Source organism: Microcella alkaliphila (genome assembly GCF_002355395.1).
In the GTDB taxonomy this organism is placed as follows: Bacteria; Actinomycetota; Actinomycetes; order Actinomycetales; family Microbacteriaceae; genus Microcella; species Microcella alkaliphila_A.
In genome coordinates this window covers 2,176,827-2,200,406 of sequence record NZ_AP017315.1, presented here as the reverse complement: position 1 = coordinate 2,200,406, position 23,580 = coordinate 2,176,827, and the positions used below count along the sequence as shown (strand labels likewise).

The window sequence follows — 23,580 nt, the reverse complement described above, 5'->3', positions numbered from 1 at the left end:
ACCCTCCGCGCTTCTCGGCCACAACCCCCACAACTCGCGAGGAGGACGAATGATCGTCGTGCTCGCGGTGCTCGCGCTGGCGTCTGTTCTCGTTCCATTCCTCGCCCGGTATATGGGTGGCAGGGTGTTCTTCGTCGCCTCCGCTGTCGCCCTAGGTGGATTCATTCACACGCTGGCTCTCAGCCCCGCCGTGCTGACATCGGTCGCCGACGCGCCCGTTGAGCGGCTCTCGTGGATTCCGCAGTTGCAGCTCACCCTCGATCTGCGCATGGACGCGCTGTCGTGGCTGTTGACCCTCATCGTGACGGGCATTGGAGCCCTCGTCCTGCTCTACTGCGGCACGTACTTCCGACCCACCGACCCCACTGTCGGGCGCTTCGCCGCCGTCCTCCTTGCCTTTGTGGGCGCGATGTACGGGCTCGTCGTCGCCGACGATGTGTATCTGCTGTTCGTCATGTGGGAGGCGACGAGCGTGTTCTCGTACCTCCTCATCGGGCACTACACCAACCGTCGAGCGAGTCGAGGGGCAGCGCTGGAGGCCCTCATCACGACGACGGTCGGTGGCCTCGTCATGCTGGTGGGTCTCGTGATTCTCGCCGTTCAGGCGGGCTCATCGAGCATCCCGGTGATTCTCACCGAGACACCATCGGGTGCGCTGACGACCACGGCGATTTTCCTGGTCCTCGTCGGCGCGCTCTCGAAATCCGCAATCGTTCCTCTTCACTTCTGGCTTCCCGGGGCGATGGCGGCGCCGACCCCGGTGAGTGCCTACCTGCACGCGGCGGCCATGGTGAAGGCCGGCGTCTTCCTTGTACTTCGCCTTGCACCGGCATTCGCCGATGTGCCGGGTTGGCGGCTCGCGCTCGTCGCGCTCGGAGTTGCGACGATGGTGCTCGGAGGTTGGGCAGCCCTGCGGCAAACCGACCTCAAGCTGTTGCTCGCCTACGGCACGGTGAGCCAACTCGGGTTCCTCGTCGTGATCAGTGGTTACGGCACGCGAGACACGGCGCTCGCCGCTGCGGCGCTGCTGCTCGCGCACGCCCTGTTCAAGTCGGGCCTCTTCCTCATTGTCGGAATCATTGACGTGGAGGCGGGAACGCGCGACCTGCGAGCCCTCACCGGGCTGGGCAGACGAATGCCCGTCGTCGCGGGCATCGCCGCCCTGCTACTCGCGTCGATGGCCGGCGTGCCGCCCCTGTTCGGCTTCGTCGCCAAGGAAGCCGTGCTGCACGGGCTGCTCGTCGCTGCTGCGCCCGCCGACGGGGCGGGTGACCCCGTCGCCTTGGCCGCGCTGATCGGCGTGGTGCTGGGATCAACCCTGACGGTCGCGTACGCCCTGCGCTTCTTCTGGGGTGCGTTCCGTACCAAACCCGGGGTCATGGCCCTCGCCGATGATGTGCGCGCGCGACCGTCGATGACGGTCGCATCGGCGGTGCTCGCGACAGCTTCACTTGCTCTCGGGCCCCTCGCAGCTCTCGCTCATCGTGGCCTGCGAGAGGTCGCTGCACTTGCGCCCGCTCGACCGCGTGCGTACGAATACGAACTCGCACTCTGGCACGGCGTCGGACTCGAGCTCGGACTGTCGATTCTGACGATTGCCGGCGGTATCGGCATGTTCCTAGCCCGAACGCGCGTCGAGCGCCTTCAGGCGCGCCTCGCAACGGGGGTTGATGCCTCCGACGCCTACTGGCGCACCATGAGTGGGGTTGACCGAATCGCCAACCGCGTCACCACCCTGACCCAGCGCGGTTCGCTGCCTTTCTACCTCGCGGTGATTCTCAGCGTCTTTGTGCTCGGCACGGGCGCCGCGCTTGTGTTCACCGACACCTGGCCGACCGACGTGCGCCTCTGGGATACCCCTGCGCAAGTCGCGGTCGGAGCCGTCATGATCGGTGCGGCGATCGCTGCCACTCGCGCAGAGAAGCGCTTTGCCGCCCTCATCGTCGTCGGTGTCACGGGCTTTGGCATGACGGCGATCTTCGCGATGGGCGGAGCGCCTGACCTGGCCATCACCCAAGCACTCGTCGAGATCGTCACGCTGATCGCGTTCGTTCTGGTGCTGCGCCGACTGCCGGCACGCCTGGGCGACCGCCACGGCAGTACCCACAAACTGCTGCGCGCCATCATCGGCATCTCGGTCGGTGTGGTCATGGCGCTCGTTGCACTGGTCGCGTCGGCGAGCCGCACGGCCGAACCGATCTCGGCGGCGTGGCCAGCGCTGAGCCGCGTGATCGGCCACGGTGCCAACGTCGTGAATGTCGCTCTAGTGGATCTGCGCGCGTGGGACACCATGGGTGAACTGGCCGTCGTGATCGCTGCGGCGACCGGTGTGGCGAGTCTGCTGTTCTTGCGCGGTCGCACTGACTCGCTCCCGCGCGTGCCGCGTGCCGAGCTCGAAAGAACCGTGCGAGACCGACTCGCGCGCGACGCTCGCGGCTCGCAGCGTAGCGCCTGGATTCTTGCCGGGCCGACGCTCGACCCGCGTAACCGATCGATCCTGCTGGAAGTGGTCGTCAGGCTGACGTTCCACGCCGTCATCGTTCTGTCTCTCTACCTCTTGTTCGCGGGGCACAATCTGCCGGGCGGCGGCTTCGCGGGCGGCCTAGTCGCGGGTCTCGCGCTCGTTGCACGGTATCTGGCGGGTGGCCGCTACGAACTCGGAGCCGCTGCCCCCTTCAGCGCCGGAGCGTTGCTCGGATCGGGCATCCTGATCGCCACCGGCTACGCGCTTGCCCCACTCTTCGTCGGTGCGGAGGTGATGACAAGCACGTATTTCGAGGGTCATCTGTGGCTGCTCGGCGACGTCGAGTTCGTGACCTCGACGATTTTCGATATTGGCGTCTATCTCGTCGTGGTTGGTCTCGTGCTCGACGTGTTGCGCAGTCTCGGGGCAGAGGTCGACAGGCAGGGCCGAGGTGGCCAGGCGCTCACTGTAGGCGGAGACGCGTCGGCGCCTTTGGGCGCATCGGAGGGCGCACGATGACCCTTTCGCTCACCCTCGTCATTGTCATGGCTGTGCTGTTTGCCTGCGGTATCTACCTGATGCTCGAGCGCAGCCTCACCCGTGTCGTACTGGGCTTCCTGCTCGTGGGTAACGCCGCGAACCTGTTGATCATCCTTATGGCAGGGGCACAGGGAATCGCGCCGATCATCGAGGATCCCGCAGCCGACGCGGATCAATACACCGATCCGCTGCCACAAGCACTGCTGTTGACCGCCATCGTGATCACCTTCGCCGTCTCGGCATTCATGCTCGCTCTCATCTACCGTAGCTGGCGCCTCGCCAACGCCGACGACCTCGACGACGACGCCGACGACCTCGCCCTGCGCACCGGAGCGCAGGTTGTGCCCGTTGAGGAGACGGCTCCGGACGAGGCCACCACCGAGTTTCTTCCCGACCCGCTCGACCCGACCGAGGCTGTGCCGGGCACCGAGGTCGCTGAGCGCACCGTACGGGGCGAGACGCGATGACGGCCGGGTTGGGTGTTCTCGTTCCCCTCGTCGTCTTGATTCCGCTTGTCGCGGCGGGTGTGACGCTGGTTGTGGGCCGGCGCGCGCGCGCGCAGCGAATCGTTGCGCTGATCGCGCTCGTGGCTGTCGTTCTCGTTGGTGCGACCCTCCTCATGGGGGTCGATGCTGGCGGATCGGTTGTCGTCGAGGTTGGGAGTTGGCAGGCCCCGTTCGGGATCGTGCTTGTGGTCGACCGTCTGAGCGCACTCATGGTGCTCATTTCGGCGATCGTGTTGCTTGCCGTGCTGGTTTTCTCGATCGGACAGGGTCTCGCCGACGGCGACGACGAGACTCCGGTGTCGATCTACTACCCGACCTATCTAATTTTGACGACGGGCGTCATGATCGCCTTCGTCGCGGGTGACTTGTTCAACCTGTATGTCGGGTTCGAGGTGCTGCTCGTGTCGAGCTATGTGCTCATCACCCTGGGCGGCACCGAGTCTCGTATTCGCGCCGGTGTGACCTACGTGGTTGTGAGCCTTGTGTCATCCGTGTTGTTCCTCACCGCGATCGCGATGGTCTATGGCGCCCTCGGAACGGTGAACCTGGCCCAGATCGCCATCCGCATCGCTGACATTCCGATCGACACACAAATCGTTCTTCACGTCATGTTGCTCGTGGCCTTCGGTATCAAGGCGGCCGTGTTCCCCCTATCGTTCTGGCTGCCCGACAGCTACCCCAGTGCGCCAGCACCCGTGACGGCCGCGTTTGCGGGCCTGCTTACCAAGATTGGCGTATACGCGATCATCCGCGTAGAAACGGTGATCTTCCCCGGGGAAGAGCTCAACCCGGCGCTCATGGTCCTCGCGTTGCTGACCATGGTCGTCGGGGCCTTGGGTGCGGTCGCCCAAGCCGACATCAAGCGGATTCTGTCATTCACCCTCGTCAGCCACATCGGCTACATGATTCTCGGGGTGGCGCTGGGAACCGCCGAAGGCACGGCCGCGGCCGTGTACTACATCGCCCACCACATCGTCGTGCAGACCACCCTCTTCCTCGCGGCGGGGCTCATAGAACGCGAGGCCGGGTCCACCTCGATCAGCCGCATCGGGGGTCTGCTCGCGAGCGCCCCGCTCGTTGCGCTGCTCTTCTTTATTCCGGCGCTCAACCTCGGCGGCATCCCCCCGTTCTCAGGGTTCATCGGCAAGCTCGCCCTGTTTCAAGCGACGGCGGCTCAGGGCGACGCGCTTGCGTACATCCTGCTCGGCGGAGGTGCGCTCGTCTCGTTGCTTACCCTATACGCGCTTGTTCGCGTCTGGAACCTCGCCTTCTGGCGCGGTGCTGACGAGGTCGAGCGTGGGTCGTCGCGCCTGCTCAAGCACGTGAACGAGGCGCCGCTCGACACCTCCACCATCAGCGGGGCCCGCACGACGCCCTTCCTGATGACTGCTTCGACGGCGGGGATGGTCATCGTGTCAGTGGCGCTCACCGTTTTTGCGGGCCCACTGTACGGCGTCGCTGAGCGGGCGGGCGAGAACCTCGATGGGCCAGGGCGCTACGTTCTCAGCGTCTTCCCGAGCGGCACCGAGCCGAACTCCACCGACGTAATCGAGGAGGTGCTTGACCGATGAGCGATCACGGCCGCGTTCCGAGCCCGGCCTCCGCGCCCGAACCGCCCGCTGAGCCCAAGCGCCCCATCACTTTCCTGCAGCTTTCGCCGCTACTCGTGGCTCTCATTGCTTTTTGGATGCTCTTGTGGGGATCGATCACGCCACTCACCATCCTCACGGGCGTGGTCATTGCCGTCCTCGTCACGCGCACTCTGTATCTTCCCCGCGTCATTCTGGCGCCCCGGTTCAATCCCGTCTGGTTCGTCGTGTTCTTGGCGGTGTTCTTCGGTCAGTTGGTCACGGCGTCCTTCCAGGTCGCGTTCCTAGCCGTTTTCAGCCGGCGCATTCAACGCAGCGCGATCGTGAAGGTGCACCTGCGCACGCGATCTGATTTCATCCTGACTGGCACATCCATCGCTATTTCGCTGGTGCCCGGTTCCGTCATCCTCGAGGTTGATCGAGAACATGCCATTTTGTATGTTCACGTCCTCGGCGCCGACTCCCACGAAGACGTCGCACTGGCCAAGGCGAACATCCTCGCCACCGAGCGTCGTTTGGTGCGGGCCCTCGGCGCGCGAGACGAGTGGGAGGCGGTGCGGTGATGGGGCTTGCGACGGCGATCCTCCTGTGGGTCTCTGGTGCCATGCTGGCGGCGACCGCCGTGCTGTGCCTCTGGCGCGTGATCACGGGCCCGAGCATCCTCGACCGCATGATCGCGTCCGACGTGATCTTGACCACGCTGATGCTCGTGATCGGCGCCGAAATGGCGATCAACAGCCACACCCGTACCGTTCCGCTCATGGTCATCCTCGCCGCCACAGCGATCTTTGGAACGGTCGCGGTGAGTCGATTCGTCACGAGGCCCGCCGAGCCATCGGAAGCACCCGGCGTCACCGGTGCGGAAGGAGCATGATGATCGAGGTGCTCACCCAGGGGGTCATCGGCACGGCCGATACCGAACCGTTCGACGACCTGCTCGATCTTGTCGCCGCCGTCTTGCTGGGCCTCGGCGCCTTCCTGTCGCTTGCGGCGGCGATCGGCTTGCTGCGGTTCCCCGACGCTCTCGCACGCCTGCACGCTGCGACAAAGCCGCAGATTCTCGGGTTGATCGCGATCGTGCTCGCCATCGCCGTCAGCGCGCGCAGTTGGCAAGTCTTGCTGCTGCTGATTCCGGTCGTAGTCTTGCAGATGCTGACAGCGCCCATTGTCGCCCACATGGTGGGTCGTGCCGGCTATCGAACCGGCACGTTCGACCCGGGCACCCTTGTTGACGACGAGCTATCTGCTGACCTTGAACGCGCACAGCGCGCCTTCCCGGAGCCTGCCCCCGAACTCGGAGGCCGACGCCTGCCGTCCCGAGACGATCAGGTCAGTTCTCGGCGCGACGACGAGGGTCGTGGCTCACTCTAGAATCGGACTATGACCGAAGTCGATCGCAAGCCCCGTTCCCGCGTCGTTACCGATGGAATCGAGGCCATGACGGCGCGCGGCATGCTCCGCGCCGTGGGTATGGGTGACGACGACTGGGACAAGCCTCAGGTCGGTATCGCCAGTTCATGGAATGAGATCACGCCCTGCAATCTCTCGCTTGGGCGCCTCGCGCAGGCCGCCAAAGAGGGTGTGCATGCGGGAGGTGGGTATCCGCTGCAGTTCGGGACAGTCAGTGTCTCCGATGGCATCTCGATGGGGCACGAGGGTATGCACTTCTCGCTCGTGAGTCGCGAGGTCATCGCCGATAGCGTCGAGACGGTCATGCAGGCCGAAAGGCTTGACGGTTCAGTTCTTCTTGCGGGGTGTGACAAGTCGATCCCGGGAATGCTGATGGCCGCCGCTCGGCTCGACCTCGCAAGCGTTTTTCTGTACGCCGGTTCCATCGCCCCTGGCTGGGTGAAGCTGAGTGACGGTACAGAAAAGGAAATCACCATCATTGACAGCTTCGAGGCGGTTGGCGCCGTCCAGGCGGGCACCATGTCGCTGGAAGATGCTCATCGAATCGAGTGCTCGTTCGCGCCCGGCGAAGGAACCTGCGGCGGCATGTATACCGCGAACACGATGGCGAGCGTTGCGGAAGCGCTGGGCATGAGTTTGCCGGGCTCGGCGAGCCCCGCGTCAGCTGATCGTCGGCGGGATGTCTTCGCTCATCGATCGGGAGAAGCGGTCGTCGGAATGCTTGAGCGGGGTCACACAGCCCGCGACATTCTCACGATGGAAGCGTTCGAGAACGCGATTGCTGTGGGTATGGCGCTCGGCGGCTCGACCAACATCGTCCTGCACCTTCTGGCCATCGCGAATGAGGCGGAAGTTCCTCTGACGCTCGCTGACTTCAACCGAATCGGCGACAAGGTCCCCCACATTGCCGACGTGAAGCCGTTCGGAAACTACTTGATGAACGATGTCGATCGACAGGGTGGTCTTCCCGTTCTCATGAAGGCGCTCCTCGATGAGGGTTTGCTTCACGGGGACGCGTTGACGGTGACGGGCAAGACCATGCGCGAGAACCTTGAAGCGCTCAATCCCGCGCCCCTTGACGGCAAGGTGCTGCGTTCGCTTGACAATCCCTTCCACCAGACAGGCGGCATCACAATCCTGCACGGATCGTTGGCGCCGGAGGGGGCGGTTGTCAAGACCGCTGGGTTTGATTCGGTGGTCTTTGAGGGGCCAGCTCGCGTGTTCGAGCGTGAGCGTGCCGCGATGGATGCTCTCGCTGCCGGCCAGATCAACAAGGGCGACATCATCGTCATTCGCTACGAAGGGCCGAAGGGCGGTCCCGGTATGCGCGAGATGCTGGCGATCACGGCTCGCATCAAGGGCGCGGGGCTCGGAAAAGATGTACTACTCTTGACCGACGGTCGATTCTCAGGCGGCACAACCGGACTGTGCATCGGCCACGTAGCTCCCGAAGCAGTAGACGCTGGTCCTATTGCTTTCGTGCGCGATGGTGATCTCATCCGGGTCGATATCGCTGCTCGCTCCCTCGACCTACTGGTCGACGAAGCCGAGCTGGAGGCGCGCCGCACCGACTGGGCGCCCCTGCCACCGCGTTATACCCGTGGGGTCCTTGCCAAGTACTCCAAACTGGTGCGCTCCGCCTCTCAGGGCGCCGTGACGGGATAACTGCGGGCCGTACATCGCCCGATCGCCAACCTGTCAGGGAAGCTGATATCCATGCCAACGGAATCGACCCCCGTGCCGACTCCTGCACCTCCCGCGCGCCCGGCATCCACCGAGCCCCCGCTGCTGACCGGATCGGGTGCGATCCTTGCCAGCCTCGAGAAGCTCGGTGTGACCGACGTGTTCGGCCTGCCCGGCGGCGCCATCATGCCGTTCTATGACGAGCTGATGGCATCAACCTCGATTCGTCACATCCTCGTGCGCCACGAGCAGGGCGCCGGCCACGCGGCCGAGGGCTACGCCGCCGCGAGCGGCAAGCTCGGCGTCTGCATCGCCACCTCGGGCCCCGGCGCGACAAACCTCGTGACCGCGATCGCGGATGCCCACATGGACTCGGTGCCGCTGCTCGCGATCACCGGCCAGGTCTTCTCGACCTCGATGGGAACGGACGCGTTCCAGGAGGTCGACATCACCGGCATCACGATGCCGATCACGAAGCACTCGTTCCTCGTCACCGACCCGGCCGACGTGCCCGGCGTGCTCGCCGCCGCGGTGCACATCGCGACGACCGGCCGGCCCGGCCCCGTGCTCGTCGACATCACGAAGGACGCCCAGCAGAAGACGGCACCGTTCCTCTGGCCGCCAAAGATCGACCTGCCCGGTTACCGCCCGGTGACGAAGGCGCACGGAAAGCAGATCCAGGCCGCCGCCCAGCTGATGGTCGAAAGCCGCAAGCCGGTGCTGTACGTCGGCGGCGGCGTCATCCGCGCCGGAGCCCACGCCGAACTGCTGGCCTTCGCGGAGGCCACCGGTGCCCCCGTCGTCACGACGCTGATGGCGCGCGGGGCATTCCCCGACTCGCACCCGCACCACCTCGGCATGCCGGGCATGCACGGCACGGTGCCCGCGGTGCTCGGCCTGCAGGAGGCCGACCTGCTCGTCGCCATCGGCGCTCGTTTCGACGACCGGGTGACCGGCAAAGTCAGCGAGTTCGCCCCGCACGCGAAGATCGTCCACATCGACATCGACCCGGCCGAGATCGGCAAGATCCGCGCCGCCGATGTGCCCATCGTGGGCGACGCGCGTGAGGTCTTGGCCGACCTCCTCTCCGCCTTCCAGAAGGCTGCGGTCGACACCACACCCGACTACGCCGACTGGTGGAAGCGCCTCTCGACGCTCAAGCAGCAGTACCCCCTCGGCTACACCGAGCCGGACGACGGTCTGCTGTCGCCGCAGTGGATCATCGAGAAGATCGGCGAAATGTCGGGCCCCGAGGCGATCTACGCCGCGGGCGTCGGCCAGCACCAGATGTGGGCCGCCCAGTTCATCAAGTACGAGCGACCCGGCTCGTGGCTGAACTCGGGCGGTGCCGGCACGATGGGCTACGCCGTTCCCGCCGCCATGGGGGCGAAGGTCGCCGAGCCCGAGCGCCTCGTCTGGGCGATCGATGGCGATGGCTGCTTCCAGATGACCAACCAAGAGCTCGCCACCTGCACGATCAACAACATCCCGATCAAGGTGGCCGTCATCAACAACTCGTCGCTCGGCATGGTGCGCCAGTGGCAGACCCTGTTCTACGACGGCCGCCACTCGTTCACCGACCTCAATACGGGCCACGACACCGTCATGGTTCCCGACTTCGTGAAGATGGCCGACGCCTATGGCGCGCTCGGCATTCGCGTCACGACGAAGGAGGAGGTCGAGCCCGCCATCACGCTCGCCATGGAGACGAACGACCGCCCCGTCGTCATCGACTTCGTGGTCAGCCGCGACGCGATGGTGTGGCCGATGGTGCCGCAGGGCGTCGGCAACTCGTCGGTGCAGTACGCCCGCGATCACGCCCCCGAGTGGGACAGGGAGTAACCAAGATGACCTATCACGTGCTCTCCCTGCTCGTCGAGGACAAGCCCGGCCTGCTCACCCGCGTCGCGGGCCTGTTCGCGCGCCGCGGCTTCAACATTCGCTCGCTCGCGGTCGGCACGACCGAGATCGAGGGACTCTCGCGCATCACCGTCGTGGTGGAGGTCGAGGGCCTGCCGCTCGAGCAGATCACGAAGCAGCTGAACAAGCTCATCAACGTTCTGAAGATCGTCGAGCTCGACCCCAGCCAGTCGGTGCAGCGCGAGCACATGCTCATCAAGGTGCGCGTCGACAACTCCACGCGCTCGCAGATTCTCGAGGCCGCGAACCTGTTCCGGGCCCGCGTCGTCGACGTCGCCACCGACGCCCTCGTCATCGAGGTCACCGGCGACACCCAGAAGGTCGAGGCGCTCTTGCGCGTGCTCGAGCCGTACGGCATCAAGGAGATCGCCCAGTCGGGCCTCCTCGCGATCGGCCGCGGCGGCAAGAGCATCAGCGAGCGCGTTCTCAAGAACTGAACCGGATGCGCGGGGCCAGCCCCGAACATCCGCCCGATTCCGCACAGAAGATCCCAAAGGAGAAGATCCCCGCATGACTTCCGTCATCACCGACAAGGACGCCGACCTGTCGATCATCCAGAGCAAGAAGGTCGCGATCGTCGGCTACGGCTCGCAGGGCCACGCCCACGCGCAGAATCTGCGCGACTCGGGCGTCGAGGTCGTCATCGCGCTGAAGGAGGGCTCGAAGTCGCAGCCGAAGGCCGAGAACGACGGCTTCCGCGTGCTGAGCGTCGCCGACGCGGCCGCGTGGGCCGACCTCATCATGATCCTCGCGCCCGACCAGCACCAGCGCGCGATCTTCGCCGAGTCGATCAAGGACAACCTGACGGAGGGGAAGACCCTCGCCTTCGCGCACGGCTTCAACATTCGCTTCGGCTACATCGAGGCGCCAGGCGGCGTCGACGTGATCCTCGTTGCCCCGAAGGCTCCCGGCCACACCGTGCGCCGCGAGTTCGTCGCCGGCCGCGGTATCCCCGACATCGTAGCCGTCGAGCGCGACGCCTCGGGCACCGCGTGGGACACCGCGCTGTCGTACGCGAAGGCGATCGGTGGCACCCGCGCCGGCGTCATCAAGACGACCTTCACGGAAGAGACCGAGACCGACCTGTTCGGCGAGCAGGCCGTGCTCTGCGGCGGAACCTCGCAGCTCGTTCAGTACGGCTTCGAGGTGCTCACCGAGGCCGGCTACCAGCCCGAGATCGCCTACTTCGAGGTGCTGCACGAGCTGAAGCTCATCGTCGACCTCATGTGGGAGGGCGGCATCGCCAAGCAGCGCTGGAGCGTGTCGGACACCGCCGAGTACGGCGACTACGTGTCGGGCCCGCGCGTCATCGACCCGAGCGTGAAGGAGAACATGAAGGCCGTTCTCGCCGACATCCAGTCGGGCGCGTTCGCGAAGCGCTTCATCGACGACCAGGATGCCGGGGCCGTCGAGTTCCAGCAGCTGCGCGAGAAGGCCGCCCAGCACCCGATCGAGGAGACCGGCCGCGGCCTGCGCGCCCTCTTCGCGTGGAAGCAGCAGGACGCCGACTACACAGAGGGTTCGGCCGCGCGCTAGACAATCGCGTTCACCCCACAGACGGCCCGTCTCGCGCTCAGCGCGGGGCGGGCCGTTCGCGTCGGTACTCGTCGCGCCACGCCGGGTTCGGCTCGGCCGACGGTCGGGGGCCTCGCCGGCCGGTGACGAGCCAGACCACCATGGCGATCGCATTTTCGACGTGCGCGGCGGCGTAGGCGCCGAGCGCGAGCGGCAGATAGAGCGCACCGAGGTAGCTGGCCGCGATGACGAGCGCGACGTCGCGGCGCCACAGCGGCGCAAGCGCTGCGGGGGCGACGGCCACGAGCATCCACCAGGGGGACAGCAGGACGGCGAGGGGAACCATCGCGGTGAGCGCGAGCGTGCCGAGTGCGACCTGCGCAATGAGCACGCGCCCGGCCAGCCCTCCGTGCCGCCACCAACTTTCGAGACCGACCGCCGCCCACATCGTGCGGGCACGCAGCAGGTGCACGCCCTCGTCGATCAGTGCGAGGCGGAAGCGCTCATCGGCCGCGCGGCGCAGCGCCAGTCGCTCGGGCGCGGGCGCGGCCACGGCGGCCGCCACCTCGGCGTCGTGCATGACGGCGGGCAGCGTCTGCGGCCCGTAATTCGCGATCAGGCCCCACAGGAACGGGGGGACGGACGCGAAGTCGGTGCTGTTGCCGGGGCCGGGCGGCAGGGTCAGATCGTGAGCGGGGATGCGCGTGACCGCTCCCGACGCCCGCTCGCGGTACTGAAACGGCTCGACCACCTGGAAGTCGCGGCCGCGCCGATACACCAGAGCGAGGCGGTCGAGCGGCCGGCCGTCGAGCGTCTCGAATGGCATACGCGACTCCTTCGGTGGGGGCACGTCGACCCTAGGCGGTCGCGCGGACACGGCGGCTAGGGTTATCCCATGGCGCGCCCCGACGACCCGGATGATGATGCCGCCCTCCGCTGGGACGACGTTGACGATGCGAGCTACGATTTCGGGCCGGCTCCCGGCGATGAGCCGGAGACCGCCGCGGCGAATGCGGCTGCCGAGACGGGTGATGCGGGTCGAGCCGCGGGGGAGCGGGGCCGCAGCGCACTGCTCGTGGCCACGAGCGTCTTCGGCGGCGTCTACCTGATGTACACGGTTGGCTGGATCATCGGCGTCGCGCAGCTGCCCCTGTCGGGAACCGACCTGCTGCAAGAGATCACGTACCAGTTCGCCGAGTTCCTGGCGATCATCGCGGCACCCATGTGGTTTGTGGCCACGATGGTGGTGTCGCGCGGGCGCGGCGCCGTGCACCGCCTCGGCTGGCTGGCTGTCGGCACCCTCGTGCTCGCGCCGTGGCCCTTCCTGTTGGGGGTGATCCGATGAACGACGAGGCGACGGCCGGCGAGACGATGCAGACGGAGCCCGTGCGGTTCGGTGCCGCGCGCATCCTGGTTGTCGTCGTTTTCGGGGTGATCGCGGCCTGGTTCCTCTACGACGGCATTGGCAGCCTCGTGAACCTGCCGCAGTTGTTCGACCAGCTCGGCCTCGCCGACGAGACGCCGTGGGCGGCCCTGTGGCTGGGCGCGGTGCAGGCTCCCGTGCTCTTCGCGGCGGCAGCGATCGTCGCGGCCCGGCAGCCCGTCGGCCGGTACGCGCTCGTGTTGATCGCCACGCTCGGGGTCATCGCCGCCGTGCGGCTCAGCCTCATCGCCGTGGCCACCGGCGTCATCACGTTCTTCCCGGCCGGCTGAGCCAGTCCTCGACCGCGGGCGGTCGGAGCCTAGGGCGCCAGCCCCACCCACAGCACGAGCGCGATCAGCGCGAGCTGCATCGCGAGCCGCGGCCAGAACGGCACGGCAAACACGCCAAATTTCTCCCGCTTGCCCGCCGCGTAGGCGTTCGCCGGGAACACGCACACGAGGAACACCGCCAGCGCGATGCCGGCCGCGGCCCGCGTCGGCTCCCACAGCAGCCCCAGCCCGCCGGCGATCTCGGCGACCCCCGTCACCCACACCCAGCCCACGGCCGAGAACGGACGGCCGTGGAAGACCGCGGGCACCATCGCGGCCATGCCGCGCACGACCGGCCGGATGAAGTGGGTCACGCCAATCGCGATGAACACGATCGCCGTGATCCAGCGGGCAAGGTCGACGGGCGTCATGCGGGCCATTCTGCCTGCGATAGCCTGGGAGCACCGGTCGCCCCCCGATGGTGTGCGGCGACGACGTCACCCCTGTCGCGCCTCGCCCGCGTCGCCCCGCGTCATAAGGATCCTCTGTGCCCAAGCCGGTCGTGCTCATCGCCGAAACGCTGTCCCCCGCCACTGTCGACGCCCTCGGCCCCGACTTCGAGATTCGCCACGTCGACGGCACCGACCGTCCGGCTCTGCTCGAGGCGCTCGCCGAGGCCCACGCGGTGCTGATCCGCTCGGCCACCCAGATGGATTCCGAGGCGATCGCCGCCGGCCGCCGCCTCAAGGTCATCGCCCGCGCGGGCGTCGGCCTCGACAACGTCGACGTGAAGGCCGCGACGACCGCCGGCGTCATGGTCGTCAACGCCCCCACCTCGAACGTGATCTCGGCCGCTGAGCTCGCCATCACCCACCTGTTGTCGCTCGCCCGTCACCTGCCGGCCGCCGACGCCTCCATGAAGGAGGGCGCCTGGAAGCGCAGCGCCTTCACCGGCGTCGAGCTGTACGAGAAGACGATCGGCATCGTGGGTCTCGGCCGCATCGGCACCCTCGTCGCCGAGCGCCTCGCCGGCTTCGGGGTCGAGCTGATCGGCTACGACCCGTTCGTGCCGCCGGCGCGCGCGCAGCAGCTCGGCGTGCAGCTCGTCACCCTCGACGAACTCATGCAGCGCAGCGACTTCATCACCATCCACATTCCGAAGACGCCCGAAACGACGAACCTCATCGGCGCCGAGCAGTTCGCCCTCGCGAAGCCGACCCTGCGCATCGTGAACGCGAGCCGCGGCGGCATCATCGACGAGGATGCTCTGGTCACCGCCCTCACGGAGGGTCAGATCGCGGGCGCCGGCCTTGACGTCTTCGTCAACGAGCCTCCGACGGGGTCTCCGCTGCTCGACGCCCCGCGCATCCAGCTCACGCCGCACCTCGGCGCCTCAACGGACGAGGCCCAAGAGAAGGCGGGTGTCTCGGTCGCGAAGTCGGTGCGCCTCGCCCTCGACGGCGAGCTCGTGCCCGACGCGGTCAACGTTGCCGGCGGTGTCATCGATCCGAGCGTTCGCCCGGGCATCCCGCTCATGGAGAAGCTGGGCCAGGTCTTCGCGACCCTCGCCGACCACTCGTTCGCCGCGATCGACGTCGAGGTGCGCGGCGAAATCGTCGCCTACGACGTCGGCGTGCTGAAGCTCGCCGCGCTGAAGGGCGTCTTCAGCCGCATCTCGAGCGAGCAGGTCAGCTACGTCAATGCGCCGCTGTTCGCCGAGCAGCGCGGCGTGACGGTGCGGCTCGTGAGCGACGCGAAGAGCGACGAATACCGCAACCTGCTCACCATTCGCGGCACCCTTGCCGACGGCACGCAGTTGTCGGTCTCGGGAACGCTCGTGGGCGCGAAGCAGGTGCAGAAGATCGTCGAGATCAACGGCTACGACGTCGAGGTGCCCATGGCGGAGAACCTCATCGTCATGCTCTACACCGACCGGCCCGGCATCGTCGCGGTCTACGGCAAGGAGTTCGGCGAGGCCGAGATCAACATCGCGGGCATGCAGATCGCGCGGCACACCGCAGGTGGCCCCGCGCTCAGTGTGTTGACCGTCGACTCGCGGGTGCCCGACGATCTGCTCGACCGAGTGCGCGAGGCGATCGACGCCGACCTCGTGCGAGCCATCACCATCATCGAGCAGTAGCGGCGCGCGCGGAGCGTTACTGGGAGCCGCTCCACGGGGCGGGTACGAGCATCCACAACGCGACCGTCTCGCTCGCGGACTCGTTACGCCACGTGTGCGGCTCGCGCCCGGGGAACGTCATCGTGTCGCCCGCGGCTAGCTCGTGCCACTCGTTGCCGAGGCGCAGGCGCAGTTCACCCGACACGATGTGCAGCACTTCGACGTCGCAGTTGACGGTGTAGGGATCGTCGCCGCCCGTCGCTCCCGGCTGCATCACCGAGCGGAGAATCTGCACCCGGCCCTGCCCGCGCGGGGTCAGCATGCGCTCGACGACGTCGCTGCCGCCCATGTTGATGAGCGGGGCGTCGTCGAGGCGAATCAGGTCGCTCTCGACCGTCTCGAACAGGTCGCCGACGGGGAGGGAGAGCACCTGGCAGATCGTGATGAGCGTGGAGACGCTGGGGGAGGTCTCGTCGCGTTCGACGCGGCTGAGAAACCCGCGGGTGAGGCCCGATGCTTCGGCAACCTGCGCGACGGTGAGGCCTTGAGCAAGGCGCGATGCCCGCAGTTTCACGCCAATACGCACGGGTTCACGGCTGGCGCGGGGATGCACGGGCTTCATCTGCGACCTCCTCACCTTTACTGTAGTGGCGACAGCAGACTTCCTGGTCTGTGTGTTTACCCACAGACACCAACTGATTACTCTTGTGACATGAGCCCCGACCCGATCGGACCCGTCGACGCGAGCACCCGCCCGCGGTTCGCCGACATTGCGACTTTCGCCCGGCTGCCGCGCCTCGACCAGGTTGAGCGCGCCGACATCGCCGTCGTGGGCGTGCCGTTCGACTCAGGAGTGAGCTATCGGCCCGGGGCGCGCTTCGGCCCGGCGCACGTGCGCGAGGCGAGCCGGTTGCTGCGACCGTACAACCCTGCACAGGACGTACACCCGTTCGCCGTGCAGCAGGTCGTCGACGCCGGAGACATCGCCGCGAACCCCTTCGACATCACCGAAGCTGTTGCCGCCATCGAGGCCGCCGCGCGCGATCTGACCGAGGGGGGCACCCGCCTCGTCACGATCGGTGGCGACCACACGATCGCCCTGCCGCTTCTTCGCGTCGCCGCCGAGCGCGAGGGTGGCCCCGTCGCCGTCGTGCACTTCGACGCACACCTCGACACCTGGGACACCTACTTCGGGGCACCCGTCACGCACGGCACACCCTTCCGTCGCGCGAGCGAGGAGGGGCTCATCGATCAGGAGGCGAGCCTGCACGTCGGCATTCGCGGGCCGCTGTACGGCAAGGAGAACCTGCGCGACGACGAACGCCTCGGCTTCGCGATCATCAGCTCCGTCGAGCTAGAGACGGAAGGCCTCGCGCGAGCTATCGAGCGCATGCATGCTCGCCTCGGCGACCGCCCCGTCTACGTCTCGATTGACATCGACGTTCTTGACCCCGCGCACGCGCCCGGCACCGGCACGCCGGAGGCGGGAGGCCTGACGAGCCGAGAGTTGCTGGCCATGGTGCGCGCGCTCGGCGAGCACCGCATTGTGGGCGCCGACGTCGTCGAGGTTGCCCCGGCATACGACCACGCCCAGCTCACGGCCGTCGCCGCCTCACACGTCGCCTACGAACTCATCAGCGCGATGGCGCGCTGACGCGACGTCGCGCACACGACAAATGGCGCCGGCCCCAGAGGGCCAGCGCCATTCGCCTGATCGGGATGCTCGGATCGCGGGATCGGGTCCGCGACCGGAGGTCTGTGGCTACGCGACGGGCGGGTCGTCGACCGACGCCTCGCGGCGCGTCACGCGCTCACCGCTCGCCGGGTCGACACCCGTGCGCTCGGTGGTTACCGCCGAACGGCGGCGCATCATCAGCGCGATGCCGATGATGACGGTCACAATGCCGGCGCCCATCAGGATGTAGCCGATCGTGACGAGCTCAATGCCCTCGACGGCGACGTTCACAGCGAACGCAAGAATCGCGCCGACGGCGAACAGGAAGATGCCGAAACCAATGCTCATGACACTGTTTCCTTTCTCGGTTGACCCGTGATCGGGCCTGACCCGGATGTGGGCCGGGAAAAAAATTAGCGCTGCCTGGACGTTTCGCGAAAGCCCCCGCGGGCATCCGGCCGCTTCCAGGCGGTAGCCTGAAACGCAATCTGGCCCGGTTTTCCGGGGAAGTAGCGCCATGCTGGGAATCGCCTGACATGTCCCCCGTTCGGGGGCAGGAAGCGCGTTCCGAACACTCAAGGAGGACCCGTGACCCGCACACTCGACCTGGCCGTGATCCCCGGAGACGGCATCGGACCGGAGGTCATCGCCGAGGCGCTCACCGTCCTGCGGGCCGCCGTCGGTGACAGCGTGGAGGTGCACGAGACGCGGTACCCGCTCGGAGCGGGGCATTACCTGGCCACCGGCGAGATCCTCGATGACGCAACGCTTGATGCGCTGCGGCAGCACGACGCGATCCTGCTCGGAGCGGTGGGCGGCGACCCACGCGACCCGAAGCTCGCTGGCGGCATCATCGAGCGCGGCCTGCTGCTCAAGCTCCGGTTCGCCTTCGACCACCACGTCAACCTCCGCCCGACCCGCCTGTACCCGGGCGTGACGTCGCCACTCTCATCGCCCGGAGACATCGACTTCGTGGTCGTGCGCGAGGGCACGGAAGGGCCCTACGTCGGCAACGGCGGGGCGATACGGGTGGGCACGCCGCACGAAGTCGCGAACGAAACGAGCGTCAACACCGCCTACGGTGTCGAGCGGGTCGTGCGCTTCGCCTTCGCCGAGGCCGAGAAGCGCCGCCGTCGCGTGACGCTCGTGCACAAGACGAACGTTCTCGTTCACGCCGGGTCGCTCTGGCAGCGCACCGTCGACCGGGTCGCGGCCGAGCACCCCGACGTCACGGTCGACTACCTGCACGTGGATGCGACCATGATCTTCCTCGTCACCGATCCGGCGCGCTTCGACGTCATCGTCACGGACAACCTGTTCGGCGACATCGTGACCGACCTCGCCGGCGCCGTCGGCGGCGGCATCGGCATCGCCGCCTCGGGCAACCTCGACCCGTCGGGCGCTCACCCCTCCATGTTCGAGCCCGTGCACGGTTCTGCGCCCGACATCGCCGGGCAGCAGAAAGCCGACCCAACGGCGGCGATCCTCTCGGCCGCTCTCTTGCTGCGGCAGTCGGGGCTCGACGAGGCCGCGGCCCGCATCGAGCGCGCCGTCGAGCACGATCTCGCGGGGCGCGGAGACGCGACGCGCACGACCGGCGAGATCGGAGCATCCATCGCCGCCTTTGTCGCGTCGTCGACCTGATCGGCCGCACCCGCGACGACAGCAGCGGCAGTACTCTTGAGCAACACCGCTCGATCGACGAGGACCGCCATGACGAACCTTCTGCCCCTGGCTCCGAAGAACCTGGAGTTCGCTGTCACGCGTAACGACAACGCGGCGAGCGACGAGAAGCGCGCGGAAGTACTCGCGAACCCCGGCTTCGGGCAGAACTTCACCGACCACATGGTCGACATCTGCTGGAGCGAGTGGGGTGGCTGGCACCGCCCGCGCGTGCAGCCATACGGCCCGATCTCGCTCGACCCGTCGGCCGCCGTACTGCACTACGGGCAGGAAATCTTCGAGGGGCTGAAGGCCTACCGCCACGCCGACGGGTCGATCTGGTCGTTCCGCCCCGACGCGAACGCCTGGCGCCTGCAGCGATCGGCGAAGCGACTGGCGCTTCCGGAGCTACCCGTCGACTATTTCATCGAGTCGCTCAAGCAGCTCATCGCCGTCGACGGCGACTGGGTGCCGAGCGCTCCCGAGACGAGCCTCTACCTGCGTCCGTTCATGTTCGCCAAGGAGGCCTTCCTCGGCGTGCGTCCGGCAAAGAAGGTCAACTACTACGTCATCGCGTCGCCCGCGGGCGCCTACTTCACCTCGGGCCCTGCCCCCGTGTCGATCTGGCTGTCGACGCAGTACTCGCGCGCCGGACGCGGCGGCACCGGGGCTGCGAAAACCGGCGGCAACTACGCGGCCTCGCTCGTCGCGCAGGCGGAGGCCGCCGACCACGGCTGCCAGCAGGTGCTGTTCCTCGACTCGGTCGAGCAGAAGTACCTCGAAGAGCTCGGCGGCATGAACATCGTGCTCGTCTACAAGGACCGCACGCTCGTGACACCGCACAGTGACTCGATCCTCGAGGGCATCACGCGCGACTCGATCCTGCAGCTCGCCGAAGACCGCGGCCACCGCGTCGAGCGACGCGCCGTTGAGCTGGACGAGTGGAAGACCGGCTACGAGTCGGGCGACATCGTCGAGGCATTCGCCTGCGGCACCGCCGCGGTCGTGACGCCGATCGGCCAGCTGAAGGGCGAGGGCTTCACGATCGGCAGCCCCGACGCGGCCCCCGGAACCCTCACGATGGAGCTGCGCCAGGCCCTCACTGACATCCAGTACGGCCGGGCGGACGACCCCCACGGGTGGATGCTCCGCCTGGACTCCTAATGGCCTCTCACCCCGGCGCCGGTGCGCGCTGGCTGCTGCGGGGCGGCCTGGTCGTCGCCGGTGCGGTACTCGGCGCGCTGGTCGGGCTCGTTGCCACCTTCGCCCACCAGTCCATGCCGCCGCTCGGGATCAGCCTCGCGCTGGTGACCTCGACCGTGTTCCTGGTAGGCGCCCGCCTCGCCGCGCCCAGTCGGGCGGGCGTCATCGGCGCCGCGGCGGGCCTACTCGGAGTCACCACCCTCCTCGCCGCGCCCGCGGCCGCCGGGGGCAGCCTGGTCGTGCCGGGAAACACCGTCGGCTACGCCTGGCTCATCGGTGTGATGGCGGTGAGCGCCGTCGTCGTGTCGTGGCCGCGCATACAGCGTGCTCCCCGGCGGGGGACGGATAGCATAAACGAGTCCCTCAACGAGAAGGAAACCGTCGCACCGTGACCTACGTGATCGCCCTGCCCTGCGTCGATGTGAAAGACCGTGCCTGCATCGACGAGTGCCCCGTCGACTGCATCTACGAGGGCGACCGCATGCTCTACATCCACCCCGACGAGTGCGTCGACTGCGGTGCGTGCGAGCCGGTGTGCCCCGTCGAGGCCATCTACTACGAAGACGACGTGCCCGAGCAATGGGCCGAGTACTACACCGCGAACGTCGAGTTCTTCACCGAGATCGGCTCGCCCGGCGGTGCGGCAAAGGTCGGCGTGATCCACTCGGATCACCCGATCGTCGCAGCCCTTCCGCCCCAGAACTAGGCGACGCCGCCGTGCCGGCGCTACCCGACTTCCCCTGGGACTCGCTCGCCCCCTTCGCGACACGGGCCCGCGAACACGCCGACGGCATCGTCGACCTCTCGGTCGGTTCTCCCGTCGACCCCACCCCCGACGTCGTGCGAGACGCCCTCATCGCCGCGACGGACGCGCACGCCTACCCCCAAACCATGGGCACGCCGGCGCTCCGCGAGGCGATCGTGCGCTGGTACGCGCGCCGTCGCGGCGTCACCCTGCCGAGCGTCGACGCCGTGCTGCCGACCATTGGCTCGAAAGAGCTCGTCGGCCTGCTGCCGCTCCTGCTCGACGTGGGCGCGGGCGACACCGTGGTGCACCCCGAGACCGCGTATCCGACATATGCCGTCGGTGCGGCGATCGCGGGCGCACGGGCGGTGGCGGCCGACGACCCCGACGCCTGGCCAGACAACACCACGCTCGTCTGGCTGAACTCGCCCGGAAACCCGACCGGGTCGGTCCTCGACGCCGGCGCCCTGCGCGCTCGGGTCGATGCCGCCCGTGCGCTCGGGGCCGTCATCGTGAACGACGAGTGCTATGCCGAGCTCGGCTGGGAGGCGCCGTTCGCCGACCGGCCGGTGACGAGCATCCTCGATCACGACGTCATCGGCGAGGCGAGCGCGGGCGGCGCGCTCGACGGCGTGCTCAGCGTGTACTCGCTGTCGAAGCAGTCGAACCTCGCCGGCTATCGGGCGGCGTTCGTCGCGGGCGACCCGGCGCTTGTCGGGCGCATTCTCGCGGTCCGCAAGCACGCCGGGTTGATTCCGCCGGCTCCCGTGCAGGCCGCCATGGTGGCGGCGCTCGACGACGACGCACACGTCGCAGGGCAAAAAGCGCGCTACGCGCACCGGCGGGGGATGCTCGTTGCCGCCATCACGCAGGCCGGCTTCCGAATCGATCACTCCGAGGCCGGGCTCTACCTGTGGGCGACGCGCGGGGAGCCCGCCCTCGAGACGATCGCATGGCTCGCGGAGCGGGGCATTCTCGCGGCGCCGGGGACCTTCTACGAAGGGGATGCTTCGACGCATGTCCGCATCGCCCTGACGGCCACCGACGAGCGGGTGGCGGCGGCCGTTGCACGCCTGCGTTAGGCGCACATCCACAACGGATCCGCCCGGTCATTGGTCGATGCGCTACTGGTCAGGGTTTGCGCCTAGGCTGTACCGCGGGTCACCCGCGCCGCCACCACCCTTTGGCGCGAGCCGGGATCCCGCCCCCCACCGAGTCCAACCAACGCGAGGAGGCGATGTGAGCGACGCCGAGAAGAAGGCCACGCTGCACTATCCCGGCGGAACCGCAGAGTTCCCGATTCTTGACAGCGTCGACGGTGCATCCAGCATCGACCTGTCGACGCTCACGAAGCAGACCGCGTACACCGGTCTCGACTACGGTTTCGTCAACACCGCCTCGACGAAGAGCGCGATCACCTATATCGACGGCGCGAACGGCGTGTTGCGCTACCGCGGCTACGCGATCGAAGACGTCGCGGCGAACGCCACCTTTCTCGAGGTGGCGTGGCTGCTCATCTACGGCGAGTTGCCGAACGCCGACGAGCTGGCCGCCTTCGACGAAAAGGTGCGCCGCCACACGCTGCTGCACGAAGACCTGAAGCGCTTCTTCGACGCCCTGCCGCACCAGGCGCACCCCATGTCGGTGCTCTCGAGCGCCGTGTCGGCGCTGTCGACGTACTACGGCGACTCGCTCAACCCACACGACCCGCAGCAGGTCGAGATTTCGACGATTCGCCTGCTCGCGAAGCTGCCCGTCATCGCGGCGTACGCACACAAGAAGTCGGTCGGCCAGGCGTTCCTATACCCCGACAACTCGCTGAGCTTCGTCGACAACTTCCTGCGCCTGAACTTCGGCACCATGGCCGAGCCGTACGAGGTCAACCCGGTGCTGTCGAAGGCGCTCGAGCGCCTGCTGATCCTGCACGAAGACCACGAGCAGAACGCGTCAACCTCGACCGTGCGTCTCGTCGGTTCGACCGAGGCCAACATGTTTGCCTCCATCTCGGCTGGCATCAACGCACTGTCTGGCCCGCTGCACGGTGGAGCCAACGAGTCGGTGCTCGAGATGCTCGCGCGCATTCGCGACTCGGGTGAGAGCGTCGAGCGCTTCGTGGAGCGGGTGAAGAACAAGGAAGACGGCATCAAGCTCATGGGCTTCGGCCACCGGGTCTACAAGTCGTACGACCCGCGCGCGAAGCTCGTGAAGGAGAGCGCGGATGCGGTACTCGCCGACCTCGGCATCAGCGACCCGCTGCTCGACATCGCGCGCGAGCTCGAGCAGATCGCGCTCGACGACGACTACTTCAAGGAGCGCAAGCTCTACCCGAACGTCGACTTCTACACGGGCGTCATCTACAAGGCGATGGGCTTCCCGACCCGCATGTTCACGGTGCTGTTCGCGATCGGCCGACTGCCCGGCTGGATCGCCCACTGGCGCGAGATGAACGCCGACCCGCAGACGAAGATCGGCCGCCCGCAGCAGCTGTACATCGGCTCGGGCGCGCGCGACTGGCCGCAGGGTCGGTAGGGCTGCTTCTTCCGCTGGCGTGAGTGGTGCCCGGTGTGCGTCGCTTCCAGCGTGCGTGTCCGCGGGATCAGCTGTGCCGCAGCACACGCGGCGCGTTGTGCGGCTGGGTCGGCGTGTCGGCCCCGTCAGCTGACCTCGCGGACTCCTCGCGTCCTGCCCGCGAGATGGCGCCGCCGCGAATACGCAATTCGTGCTGGCCGCCTGCGTTCCGACCGCCTGCGTTCCCACTGCCACCGGTCCGACCGCCTGCGTCCCCAGCACCTTCCACAACAGCGGGACGCCGAACGGCGGTCGCCTTTCCGCTGTTGTGGAAGTCGGGTAGGTGGTC

Annotated in this window: 24 protein-coding genes; 20 read left to right on the top strand and 4 right to left on the bottom strand. The window is 67.5% G+C overall.

Translation table 11 applies throughout. The annotated features are described in order from the left end of the window. The first annotated feature begins 49 nt into the window (after positions 1–49). The 10 genes from CPY97_RS10805 (at position 50) to ilvC (ending at position 11,648) form a co-directional block, all read left to right on the top strand. A complete protein-coding gene (locus tag CPY97_RS10805; protein ID WP_096422642.1) occupies positions 50–2,983 on the top strand; it encodes a Na+/H+ antiporter subunit A in 2,934 nt (977 codons plus the stop codon). Further along, positions 2,980–3,471: a Na(+)/H(+) antiporter subunit C gene (locus CPY97_RS10800; RefSeq protein WP_096422640.1), complete on the top strand. Its 492-nt coding sequence runs from the start codon at positions 2,980–2,982 to the stop codon at positions 3,469–3,471. Before CPY97_RS10805 ends, CPY97_RS10800 begins: the two co-directional genes overlap by 4 nt. Continuing rightward, on the top strand, positions 3,468–5,081 hold the full coding sequence (locus tag CPY97_RS10795; RefSeq protein ID WP_096422639.1) for a Na+/H+ antiporter subunit D: 1,614 nt from the start codon (positions 3,468–3,470) through the stop codon (positions 5,079–5,081). The genes CPY97_RS10800 and CPY97_RS10795 overlap by 4 nt, the downstream gene beginning before the upstream one ends. After that, positions 5,078–5,662 (top strand): Na+/H+ antiporter subunit E, encoded by a 585-nt coding sequence (locus CPY97_RS10790; protein WP_096422637.1) that lies wholly within the window; start codon positions 5,078–5,080, stop codon positions 5,660–5,662. The genes CPY97_RS10795 and CPY97_RS10790 overlap by 4 nt, the downstream gene beginning before the upstream one ends. After that, positions 5,662–5,973 carry a monovalent cation/H+ antiporter complex subunit F gene (locus CPY97_RS10785; RefSeq protein ID WP_096422635.1) on the top strand — a complete coding sequence of 104 codons (312 nt, stop codon included), beginning with the start codon at positions 5,662–5,664 and terminating at the stop codon, positions 5,971–5,973. Before CPY97_RS10790 ends, CPY97_RS10785 begins: the two co-directional genes overlap by 1 nt. Further along, positions 5,970–6,470 (top strand): monovalent cation/H(+) antiporter subunit G, encoded by a 501-nt coding sequence (gene mnhG, locus CPY97_RS10780; RefSeq protein ID WP_231923929.1) that lies wholly within the window; start codon positions 5,970–5,972, stop codon positions 6,468–6,470. Before CPY97_RS10785 ends, mnhG begins: the two co-directional genes overlap by 4 nt. Before the next feature lie 9 nt (positions 6,471–6,479). Further along, positions 6,480–8,174: a dihydroxy-acid dehydratase gene (gene ilvD, locus CPY97_RS10775; RefSeq protein ID WP_096422631.1), complete on the top strand. Its 1,695-nt coding sequence runs from the start codon at positions 6,480–6,482 to the stop codon at positions 8,172–8,174. A 51-nt stretch (positions 8,175–8,225) separates the two neighbouring features. After that, positions 8,226–10,034, top strand: coding sequence for an acetolactate synthase large subunit (locus tag CPY97_RS10770; RefSeq protein ID WP_096422629.1), 1,809 nt, complete (start codon positions 8,226–8,228; stop codon positions 10,032–10,034). A gap of 5 nt (positions 10,035–10,039) precedes the next feature. Then, positions 10,040–10,549 (top strand): acetolactate synthase small subunit, encoded by a 510-nt coding sequence (gene ilvN, locus CPY97_RS10765; RefSeq protein ID WP_096422627.1) that lies wholly within the window; start codon positions 10,040–10,042, stop codon positions 10,547–10,549. A gap of 73 nt (positions 10,550–10,622) precedes the next feature. Continuing rightward, positions 10,623–11,648, top strand: coding sequence for a ketol-acid reductoisomerase (gene ilvC / locus CPY97_RS10760; RefSeq protein WP_096422625.1), 1,026 nt, complete (start codon positions 10,623–10,625; stop codon positions 11,646–11,648). 37 nt (positions 11,649–11,685) lie between these two features. Here ilvC and CPY97_RS10755 read toward each other — a convergent pair whose 3' ends face one another. Further along, positions 11,686–12,453: a DUF1353 domain-containing protein gene (locus tag CPY97_RS10755; protein WP_096422623.1), complete on the bottom strand. Its 768-nt coding sequence runs from the start codon at positions 12,451–12,453 to the stop codon at positions 11,686–11,688. 69 nt (positions 12,454–12,522) lie between these two features. On the opposite strand from CPY97_RS10755, the gene CPY97_RS10750 reads away from it, so the two are divergent. Further along, positions 12,523–12,972 carry a hypothetical protein gene (locus CPY97_RS10750; RefSeq protein WP_096422621.1) on the top strand — a complete coding sequence of 150 codons (450 nt, stop codon included), beginning with the start codon at positions 12,523–12,525 and terminating at the stop codon, positions 12,970–12,972. After that, a complete protein-coding gene (locus CPY97_RS10745) occupies positions 12,969–13,340 on the top strand; it encodes a hypothetical protein (protein ID WP_096422619.1) in 372 nt (123 codons plus the stop codon). Before CPY97_RS10750 ends, CPY97_RS10745 begins: the two co-directional genes overlap by 4 nt. 29 nt (positions 13,341–13,369) lie before the next feature. On the opposite strand, the gene CPY97_RS10740 is transcribed toward CPY97_RS10745, so the two are convergent. Continuing rightward, positions 13,370–13,750 carry a hypothetical protein gene (locus tag CPY97_RS10740; RefSeq protein ID WP_231923928.1) on the bottom strand — a complete coding sequence of 127 codons (381 nt, stop codon included), beginning with the start codon at positions 13,748–13,750 and terminating at the stop codon, positions 13,370–13,372. A gap of 116 nt (positions 13,751–13,866) precedes the next feature. On the opposite strand from CPY97_RS10740, the gene serA reads away from it, so the two are divergent. After that, positions 13,867–15,459 (top strand): phosphoglycerate dehydrogenase, encoded by a 1,593-nt coding sequence (serA, locus tag CPY97_RS10735; protein WP_096422615.1) that lies wholly within the window; start codon positions 13,867–13,869, stop codon positions 15,457–15,459. Positions 15,460–15,475: 16 nt separating this feature from the next. On the opposite strand, the gene CPY97_RS10730 is transcribed toward serA, so the two are convergent. Further along, positions 15,476–16,060, bottom strand: coding sequence for a helix-turn-helix domain-containing protein (locus CPY97_RS10730; protein ID WP_096422613.1), 585 nt, complete (start codon positions 16,058–16,060; stop codon positions 15,476–15,478). A gap of 90 nt (positions 16,061–16,150) precedes the next feature. Here CPY97_RS10730 and speB point away from each other — a divergent pair, with 90 nt between their 5' ends. Further along, positions 16,151–17,092: an agmatinase gene (speB, locus tag CPY97_RS10725; protein WP_096422611.1), complete on the top strand. Its 942-nt coding sequence runs from the start codon at positions 16,151–16,153 to the stop codon at positions 17,090–17,092. Between the two features lie 108 nt (positions 17,093–17,200). On the opposite strand, the gene CPY97_RS10720 is transcribed toward speB, so the two are convergent. Continuing rightward, positions 17,201–17,461, bottom strand: coding sequence for a DUF6458 family protein (locus CPY97_RS10720; RefSeq protein ID WP_096422609.1), 261 nt, complete (start codon positions 17,459–17,461; stop codon positions 17,201–17,203). A 240-nt stretch (positions 17,462–17,701) separates the two neighbouring features. On the opposite strand from CPY97_RS10720, the gene CPY97_RS10715 reads away from it, so the two are divergent. The 6 genes from CPY97_RS10715 to CPY97_RS10690 all read left to right on the top strand — a co-directional run bounded on the left by CPY97_RS10715 (position 17,702) and on the right by CPY97_RS10690 (position 23,252). Further along, the gene (locus tag CPY97_RS10715; RefSeq protein WP_096422607.1) at positions 17,702–18,757 is read left to right on the top strand and encodes a 3-isopropylmalate dehydrogenase; all 1,056 of its coding nucleotides are present in this window, start codon (positions 17,702–17,704) and stop codon (positions 18,755–18,757) included. Between the two features lie 69 nt (positions 18,758–18,826). Then, positions 18,827–19,939, top strand: coding sequence for a branched-chain amino acid aminotransferase (locus CPY97_RS10710; RefSeq protein ID WP_096422605.1), 1,113 nt, complete (start codon positions 18,827–18,829; stop codon positions 19,937–19,939). Beyond that, positions 19,939–20,370, top strand: a complete 432-nt coding sequence (locus tag CPY97_RS10705) for a DUF6113 family protein (RefSeq protein ID WP_096422603.1) — start codon at positions 19,939–19,941, stop codon at positions 20,368–20,370. Before CPY97_RS10710 ends, CPY97_RS10705 begins: the two co-directional genes overlap by 1 nt. Next, the gene (fdxA, locus tag CPY97_RS10700) at positions 20,367–20,684 is read left to right on the top strand and encodes a ferredoxin (protein WP_096422601.1); all 318 of its coding nucleotides are present in this window, start codon (positions 20,367–20,369) and stop codon (positions 20,682–20,684) included. The genes CPY97_RS10705 and fdxA overlap by 4 nt, the downstream gene beginning before the upstream one ends. An 11-nt stretch (positions 20,685–20,695) precedes the next feature. Further along, positions 20,696–21,805 carry a succinyldiaminopimelate transaminase gene (gene dapC, locus CPY97_RS10695; RefSeq protein WP_096422599.1) on the top strand — a complete coding sequence of 370 codons (1,110 nt, stop codon included), beginning with the start codon at positions 20,696–20,698 and terminating at the stop codon, positions 21,803–21,805. Positions 21,806–21,962: 157 nt separating this feature from the next. Beyond that, on the top strand, positions 21,963–23,252 hold the full coding sequence (locus CPY97_RS10690; protein WP_231923927.1) for a citrate synthase: 1,290 nt from the start codon (positions 21,963–21,965) through the stop codon (positions 23,250–23,252). Positions 23,253–23,580: the final 328 nt, after the last annotated feature.